This window comes from Arthrobacter sp. R4 (genome assembly GCF_051365025.1).
Classification (GTDB): Bacteria; Actinomycetota; Actinomycetes; order Actinomycetales; family Micrococcaceae; genus Arthrobacter.
The window spans coordinates 129,670-147,347 of record NZ_JBLWIJ010000022.1; the positions used below are offsets into that span (position 1 = coordinate 129,670).

The following is a 17,678-nucleotide window of genomic DNA, read 5'->3' on the forward strand; positions in this document are numbered from 1 at the left end:
CGCTCAGCCGTCCACATCGTGGAGGTGGTGGACGACGTCGTGCAGGAAGTACTGCGCGAGTGTCAGTACCGTGAACTCCGAGCCGTTGCTGCGCAGGCCTTTACGGCCCCACTCTGCCTGCCTGACGCCGGCAAAGGACTCGGCGACCTGTTCGCCTTCCGCGGTCAGCTCTGCACTGACGACCGCCGGGTCGGCGTTCGCATAATCCTTCTCGACGGCGGTCTGGTCCTGGTCCCAGTTTTCGAACCGGGCGTCATCGGCGTCGAGCATGAGATTCAGCCGCTGGTCAAAGAGGGTGAAGACGTCGCGGACATGGCATGCGTACTCGAGCGGGGACCACGTGGCCTCGTCCGGGCGGTCGGCCACGTCAGGGCGGCGGAGCACTGCCCGCCACCGGGGAAGCATATTCTGCACCGTGCCGGGAACCGTGGCCGGTGTAACGGTGGAGGCGTCGAAGGAGCATTCCGGGCACGGCCGGGAAAGGACCCAGGTCCAGTCTTTGACATCGGGAACGATAACCATGGCAGCAGTCTAGGCCGGATCCGGCCAGGCCATGGCAGGACCCACCACATCAACTGGCTGGGACAGCGGGATGCCCGAACCATCCCGCCTGCCGTGCTCCTGCGGCAGGGAACGGGCCACGCCGGACGACGATGATGCCTTCGCCGGACCGTGGCCTGCCCAGCCAAGGAGCAGTGTGTCTTCACCCTTGAGGAACCGGTGAGCCCGGACCCCGGCGGTGGCGCGGCCCTTGGCAGGGTACTCGGCGAAAGCCGTCACCTTCGCTGCGCCGGGTGCCGTTCCGGGCAGCGCTCCGTTCGTTCCGGCGATGGTGACCACCACGGCGTCGTCGTCCCCGGGCGCCACCGCGCCGAAGAACACCACCTGGTCACCGGAGGCCAGTTTGATGCCGGCCATTCCGCCGGCCGTCCTGCCCTGCGGGCGGACCGTCCCGGCTCCGAAGCGGAGCAGTTGGGCCTGGCGGGTCAGGAATACCAGGTCCTCCTCCTCGGAAGCGGCGGGCGCAACACCTACCACCTGGTCCTTATCCTTGAGGGCAATGATCTCCCAGTCCTCCCGGTTCAGGGGGTAATCGGGCTGGACGCGCTTCACCACGCCCTGGGCAGTGCCGATGGCCAGGACCTGGTCCAGGGGAGCGAATGCCACCAAGGATTCGCCCTTGAGCAAGGTGATGAACTCCCGGGCCTGGACTCCGCCGGCGAGGTTCGGCAGTCCGGACATCGGGGGCAGGACCGGCATGTCCATGACCTGCAGCCGAAGCATCCGTCCCTGCGACGTCACGGCGGCAATTTCTCCGCGGGCCGAGGTTTTGACGACCGACAAAAAGACGTCGTGCTTCGACCGCGGACCCGATTCCGCGAGCGGCTCCTGGTTGGACGTGCGGGCGATCTGCCCGGACGCCGTCAGGATCGCCCAGCAGGGATCATCGGCGATTTCCAGGGCCAGTGGCGCCGCCTTGCCCTTGCCATTGGGTGCAGCCAATGCAGCGGCCACCGTGGGGGAGACGGCCTCGGACTCAAGCAGCACGGTCCGCCGGGGCGTGCCGTACTTTTCGGCGATTTCGCCCAGTTCAGTGGAAACCAGTTCGCGCAGCCGCTCCTCGGAGCCGAGGATGGCCTCCAGTTCCGCGATCTCGCGGCGCAGTTCGTCCTGTTCCTTCTCCAGCTCGATCCGGGAGTACTTGGTCAGCTGGCGCAGCCGCAGCTCCAGGATGTAGTTGGCCTGGATCTCGGAGAGGTCGTAGATGGACATCAGCCGTACCCGGGCAGCCGCGGCTTCGTCGGAGGATCGGATGATCTGGATGACCTCGTCTATATCGACGATGGCCACCAGCAAGCCCTCCACCAGGTGCAGGCGGTCTTTCTTCTTGCCGAGCCGGAACACAGTGCGGCGGCGGACGACGTCGATCCGGTGCCCCACATAGACCGACAGCAACGCCACCAGGCCCAACGTCTGCGGCTGGCCGTCCACGAGGGTCACGTTGTTGATGCCGAAGGAGTCTTCCATCGGGGAGTACCGGTAGAGCTGCTGGAGCACGGCATTGGGGTTGAACCCGTTCTTGAGCTCGATGACCAGGCGCAGCCCGTGCTTTCGGTCGGTCAGGTCAACGATGTCGCTGATCCCGGTCAGCTTCTTGCCGTTGACGGCGTCCTTGATCTTCTCGATCACCTTTTCCGGCCCCACCATGTAGGGCAGTTCCGTGACCACCAGGCCCGTTCGCCGTGCGGAGAGCTGTTCAATCTCCACCTTCGCCCGGGTCTTGAACGATCCACGGCCGGTGGCGTAGGCATCGCGGATGCCGTCCAGGCCAACGATCCGGCCGCCCGTGGGAAGGTCCGGGCCGGGTACAAAACGCATCAGGTCATCCAGCGTGGCGTCAGGGTGGGCAATCAGGTGCCGCGCCGCGGAGATCACCTCCACGAGGTTGTGCGGGGCCATGTTGGTGGCCATCCCCACTGCGATGCCGGTGGCTCCGTTGACCAGCAGGTTCGGGAACGCGGCAGGAAGCACGTCTGGCTGGGTCAGCTGGTTGTCATAGTTGGGGACGAAATCCACCACGTCTTCGTCGAGGTGGTCCGTCAGGGTCAGCGCTGCCGCCGCGAGCCTGGCCTCGGTATACCGCGGGGCTGCCGGGCCGTCGTCGAGCGAGCCAAAGTTGCCGTGCCCGTCAATGAGGGGCAGGCGCAGCGAAAAGTCCTGGGCCATGCGAACCATGGCGTCGTAGATGGCGGTATCGCCGTGCGGGTGCAGCTTGCCCATCACCTCGCCCACAACACGGGCGCTCTTGACGTGGCCGCGGTCCGGGCGGAGGCCCATCTCGCTCATCATGTACAGGATCCGGCGCTGCACCGGCTTCAGGCCGTCGCGGGCGTCAGGCAGGGCCCGGGAGTAAATCACCGAATAGGCGTACTCCAGGAAGGAGCCTTCCATCTCGGACGTGACGTCGATGTCCACGATGTGCTCGGTGTAATCGGAGCTGGAATCCACTGCTGGGGCTGGACTTTGGCGGCGGGCCATGGGGCTGGTAAATCCTTCTGGGGTACTGGTCTTTGCACTGATTGGCGGCACCGGGGTGTGCCGCGGGAGTTTTTGGCTAGGCTAAGCCTATGGTGGATCAGCCCGGGGACGGCGTATATCCGGAATATTGGGAAGCCGATGTCGTCCTGCGGGACGGCGGAACAGCGCATCTGAGGCCCATCCATCCGGCCGATGCCGACGCCGTGCAGGCCTTCCATACAGGCCAGTCCCAGGACTCTATCTACATGCGTTTCTTCGCCTTCAAAGCCAGGCTCTCCAGCAAGGAGCTCAAACGCTTCACGGAGGTGGACTACAAGGACCGGGTGGCGTTCGTGATCACCATCGGCGGCGAAATCATCGGGATCGGGCGCTACGACAGGCTTGATGACCCTACCGAGGCCGAGGTCGCCTTCAACATCGCCGACGCGCACCAGGGCCGGGGCATCGGCTCGATCCTGCTCGAACACCTCGCAGCTGCCGCCCAGGAAAACGGGATCCGCCGGTTCAGCGCCGAAGTGCTCCCGGAAAACCGGAAAATGCTGATGGTCTTCTCCGACGCCGGTTACGACGTCAAACGCCACTTCGACGACGGCGTGGTCAGCCTCGAGTTCAACATCGGGCCCACGGACAAGTCCCGGGCCGTGATGGAATCACGCGAGCACCGTGCCGAGGCGAGGAGCGTGCGCGACCTGCTGACGCCGTCGTCCATTGCCGTGGTCGGTGCCAGCCGCAAATGGGGGACCGTGGGCTACCAGCTGCTGGAGCACATCATCGAAGGCGGCTTCACCGGTCCCGTCTACGCCATCAATCCCGAAGCGCTGGAGCTCGCCGGCATGCTTTCCTTCGGCCGGATGGCCGAGGTACCCGGTCCGGTGCAGCTTGCGGTCATCGCCGTCCCGTATGAGGAAGTTTCCACCGTGGTGGACGAGTGTGCCGCTGCCGGCGTCAAGGGCGTGGTGGTCGCCTCTGCAGGCTTCGCGGACGACGGCGAACGCGGCCTCGCCCGGCAGCGCGAACTGGTCCGGAAAGCACGGGCGAACGGAATGCGCGTCATCGGGCCCGCGTCACTGGGCATCGTCAACACCCACCCGGAGGTCTCGCTGAACGCCTCGATGGCGCCCACCTTGCCCCGGCGGGGCGGCCTGGGCCTCTTCAGTCAGTCAGCTGCCATTGGGGTGTCCCTCTACGCGGCGTCCAGCCGGCGCCGGATGGGGATCTCCACGTTCCTGTCGGCGGGCAACCGGGCGGACGTCTCCGGGAACGACATGATGCAGTTCTGGGAGGACGACGCCGACACCACGGCGGTGGCACTCTACCTGGAATCGATCGGAAACCCCCGGAAGTTTTCCCGCCTGGCCCGGCGGCTGGCGCGCACCAAGCCGGTGATTGTGGCCAAGTCCGAAACCATGGGCCTGCGCCTGCCGCCCGGGCACGCTGTCCGGACCACCCAAGCGCCTGCGGGCGCCCTGGATGCCATGATGCGCCAGTCAGGCGTCATCAGGGTGGAAACGATCGAGCAGTTGATGGACGTGGCGCAGATCGTTGCCGGACAGCCCCTGCCGGCCGGCCCGGAACTGGCCATCCTCAGCAATTCGCAGGCGTTGGGCAAAGTCGTGGCCGACAGTGCAGTGGCCAACGGCCTGGGCGTAGGCTCGCTCGTCACCGGCCTTGACCTGGACGCCGGTATGTCCCTTGCCCTGCCTGCTCTCCGGCGCAGCCTCCAGGACACCCTGGCTTCGGAGCACGTGCACGCCGTCGTGGCGGCCCTCCTGCCGGCCCGGGGCCTCACCGTGGAGAACATCGCCGGGGTGCTGGCCGAATGTGCCGCTGAAGCCGGGAAACCCGTGGTGGCCGCATTCACCGGCATCCTGGACCCCTCCATCTATGTGGAAGGCATGGTGGGCGAGGCACCGGCCATACCGTGCTTTTCCAATCCCGGGGCGGCTGTGGCCGCGCTCGCCGCCGTGGTCAGGTATGCCGAATGGGTTGCGCGCGACCAAGGCCATTTCGTGGAACCCGTGGGATGCGATCCGGAGGGGGCGCGTGCAAGCCTGGATGAACTGCTTGCCGATGTCCACGGTGAGCAGCTCAAACAGCTCAACCAGGGTGAAGCCGCTTCCCTTCTGGCTTATTACGGGATCCGAGTCCTGCCCTCCGTCGGATTTGAAACGGCTGACCAGGCCGTTGACGCCGCGGAGGCGCTCGGGTGGCCCGTAGCAGTCAAGACCACCGACCCCGGGCTCCGGCACCGTCTTGACCTGGGCGGCGTGCGCCTGGACATCGAGGACGCCGAATCGCTGCGCCGGAACATCGAGCAGATGCGGCGCTCGCTGGCACCCTATGGCGCGCCCTCACTGGAGGTGCAGTCCATGGCGCCCGTGGGGCAGGCGTGCACCTTCCGGGCCATCGAGGACCCGCTGCTGGGCCCGGTGATCTCCTTCGGCCTCGCCGGCGACGCCGTCAACCTGCTGGACGACTGGGCCCACCGGGTGCCGCCGCTGTCCGCTGCCGACGTCAAAGACTTCATCCGCAGTCCCCGGGCGGCCCGCAAGCTCTTCGGCTACCAGGGCCTTCCCGCGGTGGATGTGGGAGCCCTGGAGGAACTCGCCGGCCGGGTGGCGTGGATGAAGGACAACCACCCGGAGATATCCCTCGTCGAATTCAACCCGGTGCTGTGCGGAACGCAGGGCGTGGCAATCCTTGCGGCGGACGTCCGGATCGGGAACGCGGCACAGCGTACGGACAGCGCCCGCCGTGCCATGCTGGGCTGACCGCAGTTAGCAAGTCCCCGGCCGATCTGTGAAAATGGGGGAATGAGCTCACAGCCTCCCACGTCGACGCCTCAACCGCCCGGCAATGACAACCAGGCCACCCGACCCCACAGCTCACACAGCCACAGCGCCCAGGGGCAGAGCCTCGACGGTGCCCTCCAAAAGGCCGGCTTCTACCCGCGGCTGGTGGCCGACGTCGTTGACGACGCCCTGGACGGCCGCGACTGCGTAGCCCACCTGGTGCACCTGGAGACGCACTTTGACCGGGCCGAAGTCCGGCGCCACATCACGGTCCTGGTCCTCACTTCCGACATGCTGGTGATCACCCATGTGGACGACCAGCAGTTGGACGAAGCCGGTGAACAAATTGTCGCGCAGATCTCCACCGAATCCGTCCCCGTGGCCCAGATCCGCTCTGTGGTGCTCAGCTACATGTATGCGCAGCCGCAGAACTACAAGCCCTCCGATCCCGTGCGCGAGCTGACCTTGGCCATCGCCTGGTCCGGCGGGCAGCGGCTGGACATGGGCCCGGCCAGCTGCGGGGACCCGCAGTGCGAGGCCGACCACGGCTACAGCGGCACTATCGCCCAGGAAGACATTGTGCTGCGGATCAGCGCCGAAGCAGACGGACTCCAGGCCGTTCAGGACGCCAAGCTCTTCGCCCGTGCACTGCGGGCCGTCAACACTGGCTCCACCTCGCCGGTCCTTCACACCGCGCAGTCCATGCAGCCCCGGTCGCGTGCCGGCGTCTTCGGAAACCGCCTCAGCCGCGGTCACCAGCAGCGCTGATGCCCGGCCACGGGAAAACTGCAGTCCCTCCACCCCCGGCCGAAAAAGCAGGCACGGCCACCCTGCCGCACGCTCCCGCCTTCGGCCAGCGCTCCATCGCGGACGTGCTCACCAGCGCCGCGGCAAGCCTGGGCGTGGACGGGTTCGCCAACACACTGGACCTGCCGCCGTCTTCACGGGTCTGCGTGGTCCTAGCCGACGGACTGGGCCGGAACCTGCTGAAGCAAAAGTCTGCCCACACACCGTTCCTGCGGTCCGTGATGCAGAACGGGCAGGGCTCCGTCCCCGTCTGGCTGGACTCCACTTTTCCATCCACCACCGCAGCGGCACTGGCCAGTTTCGGAACCGGGCTGGCTCCGGGCCAGCACGGAATGGTGGGCTATGACGTCCTGGACGCGGACCAGGACAAAGTGGTCAACATGCTCGGGAACTGGGACGCTGGCGTTGACCCGCTCACCTGGCAGCCATTCCCCACTGTTTTCGAACAGGCCGCCGCGTTCGTCGACGTAACGACGGTCAGCCTGCCGCAGTTTGGTAACTCGCCGATGACCCAGGCAGCCCTCCGTGGCGGCCGCTTCATCTCCGGCACAACCTCCCATGCCCGGACGGGCTCGGCCGCCGAAGCCATGGCGGCAGCAGCACCTGCCCTGATGTACTTTTACGTCAACGACCTCGATAAGGCGGGCCACCGGTACGGTTGCCAGTCAGAACAATGGGAACACCAGCTCGAGGAGCTGGACGCGACCGTCAAGCGACTCAACGCCTCCCTTCCTGCCGGAACAACCGTCCTGCTCACCGCCGACCACGGCATGCTTGACGTCCCGCCGCAGCAACGGATCGACTACGCGGCGGATCCCGCCCTCATCGCCGGCGTGCGGCACACGGCGGGGGAGCCGAGGATGGTTCACCTGTACTTGGAAGACGGCGTCGACGGCGCGGGGCGCGACCGCCTCCTGGATGCCTGGCGGAACCGGTTCGGCGACAGGATCTGGGCATTCACCCGCGAAGAGGCGGTGGCCGGCGGACTGTTCGGTGCCCTGCGTCCCGCCGTCGGACCGCGGATCGGAGACGTCATGATCGCGGCGCGGGACGCTCTGGCGCTGTATGACAAGCGTCGCGTCAGACCGGCCGCCATGGAGGTAGTGGGCCAGCACGGCTCGCTGACCAAAGCCGAACGCGAAGTCCCGCTGCTGTGCTTCACTGCCGAAGGCAGAAAGGCCGGACGTGGCTGAGCTGGTGTTCTTCTCGGGGACCATGGACTGTGGCAAATCCACACTCGCGCTGCAGATGGACTACAACCACCGTGCCCGTGGACGCGGCGGAATCAGGTTCAGCCGCAACGACCGCGCCGGCGGCTCCCGGATCTCCAGCAGGCTCGGCCTGGAAACCGACGCCGTGGAGGTCACGGACCACACTGACTTCTGGGACGAGGTGGTCACCCGGCGCACCCGCGGACAGCGGGTGGACTACCTGATCTGTGATGAAGCTCAGTTCTATTCGCCCCTGCAGGTGGAACAGTTGGCTCGGCTCGTCGACGAGGTCGACGTCGACGTTTTTGCTTTTGGGATCACCGCGGATTTCCGCACGAGGCTTTTTCCCGGCTCCCAACGGCTGATCGAACTCGCCGACCGGGTTCAGGTCCTGCAGGTGGAGGCGCTGTGTTGGTGCGGACGGCGCGCAACACACAACGCACGCACGGTGGATGGCGTCATGGTGATGGAGGGTGCCCAGGTGGTGGTGGGCGATGTGGACATGGCTCTGGACCCTGCCGCGGCCGGTACCGAAGGCCAGCTGCCGGTAGTGGGTTACGAAACGCTGTGCCGCCGGCACTACATGCGGCGGGTCACTGCCCACGGAGCCAACATCATGGCCCAGCAGGACCAGTTGCTGCCGTTCGAGACGGACGCCTGCCTGTGGCGCGGTTCGGGCGGAACCGCGAGTTAGTCGCCCCTGGTCCCGAAAACGATCTCGTCCCAGCTCGGAATGCTGGAGCGTTTTGGCTTGGAAGGCTGCCTTTCGGGAACATCCGCATCGCGGTCGGCACGGCCGGCTGGAGCGGACTCGTCATGTGCGCGGCGTTGGTTCCGGCCGCCCAGCAGTTCCTCAAGGCCAAAGCTGGCCCCTGTGTGCGCTGGATTCTGCGCCGGCGCTGCAGGAGGAGCAGCCTCCGAAGGGCGGGCCGGGGACGCGACGATGGTGACTTCGCGGGTTTCCGTGCTCACGCCGTCGTGCAGTTTCAGCACGTCATCGCCGTCGTCTTCGTCTTTGTTGTGCAGGGGAATCAGGCTCAGCCGGGACAACATGGAGGGCCTGGCGTCGCGCCTGCGCGTGAGGGGATCGGCCTGCGCAGCCGGGGCGTCCGGCTCCGAGCCCGGTCCGGAGGGAGCAGCCTCGTGCTGCTCCGGTTCAGGCGGGACCTCGGACGGCCTCGGGTGGGCTGCCGGTACGCCGTGCGTGAGGAGCAGGGCCAAAGCGTCATCGGCGTCCTCATCCACACCAAGCCGCTGGCCGCGGCGGGAACGGAGCATGTCCAGCAGCCCGTCAGCATCCTTGCCAGGCTGCGGGACAGCCGTAGGGCCGGTGTGCACGCCGCCGGAATGGCGTGCGGCCGCTTCAGCGTCTGTCTCAAAATCAAAGGGCCGGTCCGAAACGGCTGTCAGCCGGCGCGCAGGGACAAGGCCGTCGAGGGGCTCAAGTTCACTGAGTTGCTGGGCCCAGCGGTTGGCGTTCTGCAGGGACTTGCGCGCGGGGCTGAACGTCCACAGGGCCGGGGGTTCCTCGCCGATGCCGGCTGTGCCATCCTTTTTTGCTTCGAAACGGGCAGCAACCGTCCAGCTGCCGTCAGGGCGCCGCCACGAGTCCCACTCGACTGACGACGGTTCGATGCCGTGCGCCCTGAGCCGGTGCGCCACCATGTCATCCAGCGACGCCGGGTTGTCGCCAAAAGCAGAACGGTAAGCATCATGACCGGGGGAAGGGGAAGCCACCTCGATTTTCCGGGCCTGCTGGGCGACGTACTCGCGCTCGGCAAGAACGGGCCCCTCATACCGCTCAACCTTGGCCAGGGGCAGGCCGGAAAGCTCCGCCACGTCCGCGGCGGTTGCGCCGCTGCGGATTCTCGCCTGGATATCCCGCGGGGACATGGCAACGGGCGGCACGGCGGATGCTGCCTTGGCCGACGACCGGCTGGCCGCCCGCAATGCTTCATCGATCGGCAGCTGGAACATCTCGCCGCCGGCTCCGCTCAACAGGAGATGCTCCCCGTCGTCGTGTACGCCTACAAGCCGTAGATCCTGCATACAAATCCTCCACCCTGGCATTACTATCAATCGAAACTCTGCCACCCGGCAGTCCCTTTTTGGGTCAAGAGCTAGGGCGCGCCGCGATATTCCGGGCGTTTCCGGGCCTCTCCCGGAATCGGCGGGCGAAGCCACCGCCGTTCTGGCCGGCCTGGAGAGGGGCCGAAGCAGACTATGGCTTTTAGCTCCGTCTTGCGGAAAGATGTGCCCCACGCAGGGCACAAACGCATACTGTCCAGCGTTATGCAGGTGGTAAACCGGCCACCGGAACTGGAGCGAGGTTAAGAGGAAATGGCCACCGATTATGATGCGCCGCGCAAGTCCGAAGAAGACCTCAGCGAGGACTCCCTTGAGGAACTGAAGACCCGGCGCTCGGACAAGCCCACGGCGGTGGTGGAGGAGGACGAGAGCGATCTGGCCGCTGGCTACGAACTCCCCGGGGCTGACCTTTCGGGCGAAGAACTCATGGTCCAGGTGGTCCCCGCGCAGGCCGACGAGTTTACCTGTTCGTCCTGCTTCCTGGTCCGGCACCGGTCACAGATCGCCAGGGAAAAGGACGGCCGGTTCTACTGTGTGGAGTGCGAAGGCTGATCCGGGAACCGACGCCGCGGACCGTTGCCGGCGGGCAACCGCTACTTGCCGGACAGGGCCGCTGTAAGTTCTTCGGGGCGCCTCGTGGACGTGAGCCAGTACGGGGTCCGGTCGGACGGGTCGGTGATTTCGATCCTGACCACGGGGTCGATCCAGCCCCTGATGCAGAGATAGGCCAGCCCGTTGAGCCGGGTGCCCCGCTCGGCCGTCGCTTCCTTGGCCCGGAACGGCTGCACGCTGCCGACGAACCGGCGTTCGATTGTCGCGCGTCCGACCGTTAGGGCGTCCTGGGTAACCGTGATGGTAGGGGTGGAGAGCACCAGCAGGACCGCCATGATGCCGAACAGGACTGCTGCCGCGGTGTACCCGGCGGCTGCACTGATGGGGGCGAACACCAGGATTCCGGCTCCGGCGATGCCGGCCACTATGATCCAAACCCACGGCGTTGGCCACAGTTTCTCCCGGAAAACAACCGATGGACTGGCGGAGGGGCTGTTGGGAACCGGCACGGCGGAGCTTGATTCGGGCATGCCCCCAGCTTTCCATCTTTGGGTGGCTATTTCATCTTGGCCCGGAACCGCCCAAGCTAGGCCGAATAAGCAGGCGGGCGTTAGAGTGAGTGACTGTGACTGACGAACTTGCCACGGTAGAAACCGCTTCCGAATCCCAGGCCCCCGCATTGCTCGGTGCCCCCACGCTGCAGGTACAGCTGAAAATGCTCGACGCCGGCCTGGAGGCCCCCTCCTACGCTCACCCGGGCGACGCCGGCGCGGACCTCCGCGCCCGTGAGGACGTGGTCCTGCGGCCGGGGGAGCGGAAACTGGTTCCCACCGGGGTGTCCATTTCCTTGCCTGACGGCTTCGTTGCGCTCATCCATCCGCGCTCCGGCCTGGCCACCAAGCACGGGCTGACCATCGTCAACGCACCCGGTACCGTGGATGCGGGCTACCGCGGCGAAATCTCCGTGACCCTCCTGAATACGGACCTGACGCAGGACATCGAACTGCGTCGCGGCGATAGAATTGCACAAATGGTCATCCAACGGGTGGAGTACGCACAATTCGTCCGCGTCGATGAACTGGATGGGTCAGTCCGGGGTGCCGGCGGGTTCGGCTCTACCGGCGGATTCACCCCTCCCACTGCCTGACGCCCTGCCGCAGGAGGACCGGTTTTCAGCGCCACCGGTACGCGCGGCCGCCAGTCGGCACGGATCGAATACGGCAGCACCCAGGGTTGACGGCGGGACCGCCGGCCAGGCACATTCACAACTAAGGAGACGACCCATGGTTTTTGGGCTCGGCAGGAAAGCCAAAAAGGAACAAGAAGCCGAACCGGATGCACCGGCCTCGCCGGAGGAGTCCGCGGACGAGGCAACGGACGCGTCCGGCCGCAGCGTCACCGGGCCTTTTGATATCTCCGAAATCGCCAGCCGCGACGGCTATGTGGACCTGGGCGCGCTCCTCATCGCACCCAGCGAGGGGCTCCAGCTCCGTCTTGAAGTTGAAGAAGCCACCCAGCGGGTGGTGGCCGTGACCATGGACCTGAACGGTTCAAGCCTGCAGCTTCAGGCGTTCGCGGCTCCCAAGTCCGAGGGTCTCTGGGACGAGATCCGGGAACAGATCGGCCAGTCCGTGGGAAGCCAGGGCGGTCAGGTCGAGGAGGTCCAAGGCCAGTTCGGCACTGAGCTGGTGGCAAAACTTCCAGCAGGCGCCCCGGACGGAAGCCAAGGTTACCGGGTGGCCCGCTTCGTGGGCATTGACGGCCCGCGCTGGTTCCTGCGCGGAGTCCTCGGCGGTGCCGCAGCCATGGACCGTGACGCCGCAGCACCCTTGGAAGCCCTGTTCCGAAAGATCGTGGTGATCCGCGGCGACAGCCCCATGCCGCCTCGCGACCTCCTCCAACTTCGCCTGCCCAAGGACGCCAGCACGACGCCGCCGTCGGGCGCTCCTGCGCTGCAGGAACCCGAACGCGGCCCGGAGATTACACAGATTGGCTGATTCCCCTCAGGGTGCCACATCCCCGCTCCGGGGAGCCGGAGTACCCGTCAGCGAACTCCCGGACAAGGGCCGTGTGGTGTGCCACGGCTACATCGAATCGGTCACCTATGTCCCGGCCGACCAGACAGCGGCGTTCACGGCCATCGTCACTGATTCGGAAGGCCCCAGGGCGGGCACCCAGCCAGCGAAAGGCCGCCTTCGCGTCATCTGGCTCGGCCGCCGCCGGGTTCCGGGCATCGACGCCGGGACCGAAGTCCGGCTTGAAGGCATGCTGACACACAGCCAGGGCCTGCCCACGATGTTCAACCCACGCTATGAAATACTGTCCCGCCAGGAGAACGAATGACCGCGCCCCAGCAGCCAGAGAAGCCTTCCGAGCCGGCTCAGGAGCCGCCAACGATGGCAATGCTCGCAGAGGGTTACGCGGCCAAAGCCGGCCTGCACCGTACCCACGATGGCCGGATCGACGTTTTGCGCAGCGCCGGCGGTGTCCAGGGGATAGCGGAGAGCATTGTCCCCGGACTGGTTTTCCTGATCTCCTTCACCATTACCCGCGACCTCACCCCGTCGCTGGTGGCAGCCCTGGCCTCTGCAGCAGTTTTCACTGTGGTGCGCCTGGTCCAGCGGCGGCCCCTGACCCAGGCCCTTGCCGGTGTGGTGGGTGTGGGAATCTCAGCCTGGCTAGCCAACACCACAGGTAAGGCCGAAGACTTCTACCTTCCCGGATTCATCACCAATGCGGCTTACATCGTGGCCATGATGGTGTCGATCTTCGTCAAGTGGCCCATTGCGGGGCTTCTGTTCGGCTTGATCCGCAACGAAGGCTTTGACTGGCGCAAGGACCCATCCCGCCTGAAGGCCTACCGGCTGGGGACCTGGATCATCGTCGCTGTCCTTGCGTTGCGGCTGATCGTGCAGGTTCCCCTGTACCTCCTGGGCGGTGAAGGGCTCACGGCCCTGGCCACGACCCGGCTCATCATGGGTGCGCCGCTGTATATCCTGGGTGTCTGGATTGCCTGGTTGGTCACGCGGCCTGTCCCGGCGGGCGCCGGAACTCAGCCCTCGAAGCCGTCGTCCTCCGGAACCTGAGCTTCCGCCGGCTGGGCGGGGCGGTCGCCGTCGTCGGAGCCCTCGGCCGGTTCGGCAGAGAGCAGCGCGCGCAGCTCGTCCTCGGCCGCGATGGTGGTAACAAAGAACAGTTCGTCTCCGCCGTCGATCACGTCATCGCGACTGGGGGTGATCGGCGCGTGGTCCCGCAGGATGGCCACGAGCGTGGAGTCCTCGGGCCAGCGGATCTCGCCCACGGTCAATCCGATGGCGTGGGAATCGTGCGGAACCGTGAACTCCACGATCGATGACACCCCGGTCTGGAGCGTAAGCAGCCGGACGAGGTCGCCGATCTCCACTGCCTCTTCCACCAGGGCGGTCATCAGCTGCGGAGTGTTGACGGCCACGTCCACTCCCCAGGAATCGTTGAACATCCAGTCGTTCTTGGGATTGTTGACCCGGCCCACGGTGCGGCCGACGCCGAACTCGGTTTTGGCCAGGAGGGACACCACAAGGTTGACTTTGTCGTCGCCTGTGGCTGAAACCACGACGTCGGCGTCTTCCACTTTGGCGCCCTGCAGCGTACTGAGCTCGCAGGCGTCGCCCACCAGCCAGTGCGCACCGCGGAGTCCGCTGCGCCCAATGACCTCCGGTTTGAGGTCGATGAGCAGGATTTCATGCTTGTGCGCCAGCAACTCCCTGGCGATTGATGAGCCGACACTGCCGGCGCCCACGATGACGACTTTCACTACAACTCCTTGGCGGGTGCTTTGGCCAGAATGTGGGCGACCTGTGGGCTCCGGTCCACCAGCAGCATGGCGTGGACAGTGTCGCCGTCCTGGTAGGCCATGCCGGGTTCGGGAAGGATGCCCTCACCGAACCGGGTGAGGTAGGCGACCCGGATTTCAGCGGCCTTCTCGATCTCACTGATCCGGTGCCCGATCCAGCCGGCGTCGAGGTCCAGTTCCGCCAAGACCAGGCGGCCCGACGGTTCGCGGAAATCGCCGGCGAGGTGCTGTTCGGGAAGGATGCGCCGCAGGACCTGGTCCGCGCTCCAGCGCACGGCCGCGACCGTGGGAATACCGAGCCGTTGATAGATCTCCGCGCGGCCGGGATCGTAGATCCGGGCCACCACGTGCGGGACATGGAACGTCTCGCGGGCAACGCGCGTGGCAAGGATGTTGGAGTTGTCGCCGCTGGACACTGCTGCGAAGGCATACGCTTCGGCAACCCCGGCCTGCTTCAGGGTGTCCCTGTCGAACCCCACGCCGGTGACTTTCCGGCCCGTGAAGCCCTGCCGGAGCCTGCGGAAAGCGCGGTCATCCTGGTCGATGATGGCCACGGAATGGCCCGCATCCTCGAGTGTGTGCGCCAGCGTTGCCCCCACCCGGCCACATCCCATGATCACGAAATGCGCCACCCGTATCTCCTCAACTTCTCCTTGCCCGTTACTGCTGCTAGAACTCTACCGGCACGGGCACCGCGATCGTTCCGCACGGGGCGTCACAGGCACGGGCGGGCTAGCCAGACGCCACTGGGTCCCCGGTCCGGAGCCGCTGTGGCAGCGGGTGCAGGTGGCCGATTCCTTCCGCGGTGACCTGGAGGACGCGGGCCGTGGGGATGTCATAGAACAGGCCGGTGAGCTGGACGGCGCCGGACTTCAGGGCCCCTGCCACCGAGGGGTGGTCCTGCAGCCGCTCGAGCTGCACGGCGACGTTGACCATGGCCAGCTGATCCACGGGATTGAAGCCCGCCTCCGCTGCCGCCCGCTGCACCGGGTGGCCGCCGCGGAAGGCCAGCAGGCTGGCCCGGGTGTGTTCAAGCCACACGTCGATTGGCCCTGTCGCCTGGCGGCCAGTTCCTCCGTCCAGCGACGCCGTCATCGCACCGCAGCCGCTGTGGCCGCACACCACCAGGGTCTCGACGGACAGTTTGCCCACCGCGAACTCCAGTGCGGCGTCGGTTGCCGCGTCGGTTCCCGGACTGCCCACGACGTTCCCCACGTTGCGGACAGTGAACAGGTCTCCCGGGCCGCTGCTGGTGATTACGTTGGGTACCACGCGTGAGTCCGCGCAGGTCAGGAAGAGTGTGGACGGGTCCTGGTAGGTGGTCAGTTCGCCCACATGCGGCTGAAGCAGGCCTGCGGTCCGGCGGTGGTAGTTTTCGACGCCGGCCATGATGGGCTGCAGCGCCGGCGCATCATCGCCCTCCGGGCTGGGAGGAGTTGACGTCCGTGCCTGCCAGGCGCTCCACGGTGCGAACCCGCTGCGAAGGGCGGACCGGGCGTCCCCACGGCAGGGCGCTGAAGCGTGGGCATCGTCCAGGCTTGCAGTGCCGTGCTCCTGCACGGTGACGGAACCGCCGGTGGCCACATGGCGGGTCTGCCAGGCGTCCAGCGCGTCCTGGACGGGGTGGTCCAGGTAATCAACATCCAGCTCCAAAGTCACGTTCGTGCCGGCGGGGACAGCGGCGAGGACAGCGCTGAGCCGGGGCAGCGACAGAAAGCTGCACGAACCGTCGATGACGACGCGCCAGGCGCCGTCGGACCCTGATTCCGGGAAGGCGCTGACGGTAGCCCGCGCTATCCGCCACAGCACCAGTGCAATGGCCAGCAGCAGCCCGGTCAGCACGCCCACCAGCAGGTTGGCGAACACAACGATGGAGAGGGTCACCGCGTAGACGAGCAGGTCGCCGGTCCGGCGGGCGGTGCGGATGTCCGCCGGACGTACCAGCCGGGCCCCGACGATGATCAGCAGTCCGGCGAGGACGGACTCGGGGATCAGTTGGATCAGTCCCGCCAGCAGGAGGGAAAAGACAAGCACCCAGACACCATGCAACACCGCCGAGGACCGGGTCCGTGCCCCGGCCTCCAGGTTGGTGGCGCTGCGGACGATCACTCCCGTCACCGGCATACCGCCCAGCAACCCTGACGTCACGTTGGCGGCGCCCTGGCCCATGAGTTCCCGGTTGAAGTTGGTCCGCGGGCCGTGATGCATCTTGTCAACTGCCACGGCCGAGAGCAGGGATTCCACGCTCGCGATCAGGGCGATAGTGACGGCGCCAATGACCGCGGCGGACCAGTTTCCCGCGGGCAGCTGCGGCAGGGACAGGGAATCCGTCAGGGATCCGCTGAAGGTGATCCGGTCTACGCCGAAGGGAACTGAGAGGGCCGTGGCGGCGATGACCGCCACCAACGGGCCGGGGACGCGGCGCACCGGCTCAGGCATGCGCCGCCAGAGGAGCAGCGTTCCGATGACGGTGATGCCGAGCCCGGCAGCGGCAAATTCGGCGGCAACCACGCTGGCGGGGATGGCGGCGATGTTTCCGAGGGCTGAACTGGCAGAGCCGGCTCCCAGCAGCACGTGGAACTGCTGGAGCACGATGGTGATGCCAATGCCGGCCAGCATCGCATGGACCACCACGGGGGCAATTGCCAGGGCCACCCGTCCGAACCGTGCCAGGCCCAGCAGTGCCTGCAGCACTCCGGCCACGGCGGTGATGGCACACGTGGCCGGCCAGCCGAACTGGTCAACAAGTCCGGCCACAATCACCGTCAGGCCGGCGGCGGGTCCGCTTACCTGGAGCGGCGAGCCGCCCAGGCTTCCGGCCACGATGCCGCCCACCGCGGCGGCGATCAGGCCGGCCATGATGGGCGCGCCCGAGGCGGCCGCTATGCCCAGGGAAAGGGGCACCGCCACCAGGAAAACCACCAGCGACGCCGGGAGGTCGTACCGCAGTGCGTCAGCAAACCGCCCGCCGGCAGCCCGGCGGGGCCGTGGACCAGGGGAACCCGTTCCTCCGTCCTTGCTGCCGGGATCGTGAAAAGTTTCCGTCGTAACAGGTGCTGTTCTCAAGGCGGTCCTTCGTTTGTCCGGTGGGTGGTGGCCACGCTATTGACCGGCCGTTGGCGGGTGCAAGGCGTCGAACAGTGAGAAAAAACACCCTGTTTCCTGGCTTTCACGTGCACGGCACGGGCGATTCCGGGGTTTCGCCGGCACGTCGGCGGCTGATCTTTTCCTGCCATGCCGCGGCGCACACCCTGGTGTACCTTATTCAAGTCAAATTGCTGGCAAGTGCCGCTTTGAAGCCCTTATCGCCGCCAAAATCATTGGCTATAGCAGCCGACGGACGCGTGTGGTCTAGGC

At 66.5% G+C, this 17,678-nt stretch carries 16 protein-coding genes; 9 read left to right on the top strand and 7 right to left on the bottom strand.

Going from position 1 to position 17,678, the window contains the following annotated elements; all coding sequences use genetic code 11:
• Nucleotides 1-3: 3 nt before the first annotated feature.
• On the bottom strand, nt 4-522 hold the full coding sequence (locus tag ACLKOZ_RS14620) for a DinB family protein (RefSeq protein WP_337351450.1): 519 nt from the start codon (nt 520-522) through the stop codon (nt 4-6).
• Between the two features lie 9 nt (nt 523-531).
• A complete protein-coding gene (locus tag ACLKOZ_RS14625; RefSeq protein ID WP_436475993.1) occupies nt 532-3,039 on the bottom strand; it encodes a DNA gyrase/topoisomerase IV subunit A in 2,508 nt (835 codons plus the stop codon).
• An 89-nt stretch (nt 3,040-3,128) separates the two neighbouring features.
• Here ACLKOZ_RS14625 and ACLKOZ_RS14630 point away from each other — a divergent pair, with 89 nt between their 5' ends.
• The 4 genes from ACLKOZ_RS14630 to ACLKOZ_RS14645 are packed head-to-tail and all read left to right on the top strand — an operon-like array spanning nt 3,129 to nt 8,543.
• On the top strand, nt 3,129-5,810 hold the full coding sequence (locus ACLKOZ_RS14630) for a bifunctional acetate--CoA ligase family protein/GNAT family N-acetyltransferase (protein WP_436475995.1): 2,682 nt from the start codon (nt 3,129-3,131) through the stop codon (nt 5,808-5,810).
• A gap of 42 nt (nt 5,811-5,852) precedes the next feature.
• A complete protein-coding gene (locus tag ACLKOZ_RS14635; protein WP_337347798.1) occupies nt 5,853-6,599 on the top strand; it encodes a DUF5998 family protein in 747 nt (248 codons plus the stop codon).
• Complete coding sequence (locus ACLKOZ_RS14640; RefSeq protein WP_436475997.1) at nt 6,599-7,831, top strand: alkaline phosphatase family protein; 1,233 nt, start codon at nt 6,599-6,601, stop codon at nt 7,829-7,831. Before ACLKOZ_RS14635 ends, ACLKOZ_RS14640 begins: the two co-directional genes overlap by 1 nt.
• Nucleotides 7,824-8,543, top strand: coding sequence for a thymidine kinase (locus ACLKOZ_RS14645; RefSeq protein ID WP_436475999.1), 720 nt, complete (start codon nt 7,824-7,826; stop codon nt 8,541-8,543). Before ACLKOZ_RS14640 ends, ACLKOZ_RS14645 begins: the two co-directional genes overlap by 8 nt.
• Here ACLKOZ_RS14645 and sepH read toward each other — a convergent pair.
• Entirely contained in the window at nt 8,540-9,898 is a 1,359-nt protein-coding gene (sepH, locus tag ACLKOZ_RS14650) for a septation protein SepH (protein WP_436476001.1), read from the bottom strand. The genes ACLKOZ_RS14645 and sepH overlap by 4 nt on opposite strands.
• Nucleotides 9,899-10,189: 291 nt before the next feature.
• Between sepH and ACLKOZ_RS14655 the strand changes: the two genes are divergently transcribed.
• Nucleotides 10,190-10,489: a DUF4193 domain-containing protein gene (locus ACLKOZ_RS14655; RefSeq protein ID WP_337347802.1), complete on the top strand. Its 300-nt coding sequence runs from the start codon at nt 10,190-10,192 to the stop codon at nt 10,487-10,489.
• Nucleotides 10,490-10,530: 41 nt separating this feature from the next.
• On the opposite strand, the gene ACLKOZ_RS14660 is transcribed toward ACLKOZ_RS14655, so the two are convergent.
• A complete protein-coding gene (locus ACLKOZ_RS14660; protein WP_337347803.1) occupies nt 10,531-11,019 on the bottom strand; it encodes a DUF3093 domain-containing protein in 489 nt (162 codons plus the stop codon).
• 95 nt (nt 11,020-11,114) lie between these two features.
• Between ACLKOZ_RS14660 and dut the strand changes: the two genes are divergently transcribed.
• The 4 genes from dut (at nt 11,115) to ACLKOZ_RS14680 (ending at nt 13,575) form a co-directional block, all read left to right on the top strand.
• Nucleotides 11,115-11,636: a dUTP diphosphatase gene (gene dut, locus ACLKOZ_RS14665; RefSeq protein WP_436476004.1), complete on the top strand. Its 522-nt coding sequence runs from the start codon at nt 11,115-11,117 to the stop codon at nt 11,634-11,636.
• Nucleotides 11,637-11,772: 136 nt separating this feature from the next.
• Nucleotides 11,773-12,486: a DUF3710 domain-containing protein gene (locus ACLKOZ_RS14670; RefSeq protein WP_337351443.1), complete on the top strand. Its 714-nt coding sequence runs from the start codon at nt 11,773-11,775 to the stop codon at nt 12,484-12,486.
• Nucleotides 12,479-12,832 carry a hypothetical protein gene (locus tag ACLKOZ_RS14675; RefSeq protein ID WP_337351442.1) on the top strand — a complete coding sequence of 118 codons (354 nt, stop codon included), beginning with the start codon at nt 12,479-12,481 and terminating at the stop codon, nt 12,830-12,832. The genes ACLKOZ_RS14670 and ACLKOZ_RS14675 overlap by 8 nt, the downstream gene beginning before the upstream one ends.
• Nucleotides 12,829-13,575: a DUF3159 domain-containing protein gene (locus ACLKOZ_RS14680; protein ID WP_337347807.1), complete on the top strand. Its 747-nt coding sequence runs from the start codon at nt 12,829-12,831 to the stop codon at nt 13,573-13,575. The genes ACLKOZ_RS14675 and ACLKOZ_RS14680 overlap by 4 nt, the downstream gene beginning before the upstream one ends.
• On the opposite strand, the gene ACLKOZ_RS14685 is transcribed toward ACLKOZ_RS14680, so the two are convergent.
• From ACLKOZ_RS14685 to ACLKOZ_RS14695, 3 genes are all read right to left on the bottom strand, one after another.
• On the bottom strand, nt 13,542-14,282 hold the full coding sequence (locus ACLKOZ_RS14685; protein WP_337351441.1) for a potassium channel family protein: 741 nt from the start codon (nt 14,280-14,282) through the stop codon (nt 13,542-13,544). The two genes, ACLKOZ_RS14680 and ACLKOZ_RS14685, sit on opposite strands and share 34 nt — an antisense overlap.
• The gene (locus ACLKOZ_RS14690) at nt 14,282-14,953 is read right to left on the bottom strand and encodes a potassium channel family protein (protein WP_337351440.1); all 672 of its coding nucleotides are present in this window, start codon (nt 14,951-14,953) and stop codon (nt 14,282-14,284) included. Before ACLKOZ_RS14690 ends, ACLKOZ_RS14685 begins: the two co-directional genes overlap by 1 nt.
• A 100-nt stretch (nt 14,954-15,053) precedes the next feature.
• Nucleotides 15,054-17,387 carry a SulP family inorganic anion transporter gene (locus ACLKOZ_RS14695; protein ID WP_436476007.1) on the bottom strand — a complete coding sequence of 778 codons (2,334 nt, stop codon included), beginning with the start codon at nt 17,385-17,387 and terminating at the stop codon, nt 15,054-15,056.
• Nucleotides 17,388-17,678 lie beyond the last annotated feature (291 nt).

What these genes read in the sequence shown, in the direction of transcription:
- ACLKOZ_RS14655 (WP_337347802.1), top strand. Translation starts at nt 10,190, where the DNA reads ATGGCCACCGATTATGATGCGCCGCGCAAGTCCGAAGAAGACCTCAGC.
- sepH (WP_436476001.1), bottom strand. Translation starts at nt 9,898, where the DNA reads ATGCAGGATCTACGGCTTGTAGGCGTACACGACGACGGGGAGCATCTC.
- ACLKOZ_RS14630 (WP_436475995.1), top strand. Translation starts at nt 3,129, where the DNA reads ATGGTGGATCAGCCCGGGGACGGCGTATATCCGGAATATTGGGAAGCC.
- ACLKOZ_RS14635 (WP_337347798.1), top strand. Translation starts at nt 5,853, where the DNA reads ATGAGCTCACAGCCTCCCACGTCGACGCCTCAACCGCCCGGCAATGAC.
- ACLKOZ_RS14660 (WP_337347803.1), bottom strand. Translation starts at nt 11,019, where the DNA reads ATGCCCGAATCAAGCTCCGCCGTGCCGGTTCCCAACAGCCCCTCCGCC.
- ACLKOZ_RS14640 (WP_436475997.1), top strand. Translation starts at nt 6,599, where the DNA reads ATGCCCGGCCACGGGAAAACTGCAGTCCCTCCACCCCCGGCCGAAAAA.
- ACLKOZ_RS14670 (WP_337351443.1), top strand. Translation starts at nt 11,773, where the DNA reads ATGGTTTTTGGGCTCGGCAGGAAAGCCAAAAAGGAACAAGAAGCCGAA.
- ACLKOZ_RS14625 (WP_436475993.1), bottom strand. Translation starts at nt 3,039, where the DNA reads ATGGCCCGCCGCCAAAGTCCAGCCCCAGCAGTGGATTCCAGCTCCGAT.
- ACLKOZ_RS14680 (WP_337347807.1), top strand. Translation starts at nt 12,829, where the DNA reads ATGACCGCGCCCCAGCAGCCAGAGAAGCCTTCCGAGCCGGCTCAGGAG.
- ACLKOZ_RS14620 (WP_337351450.1), bottom strand. Translation starts at nt 522, where the DNA reads ATGGTTATCGTTCCCGATGTCAAAGACTGGACCTGGGTCCTTTCCCGG.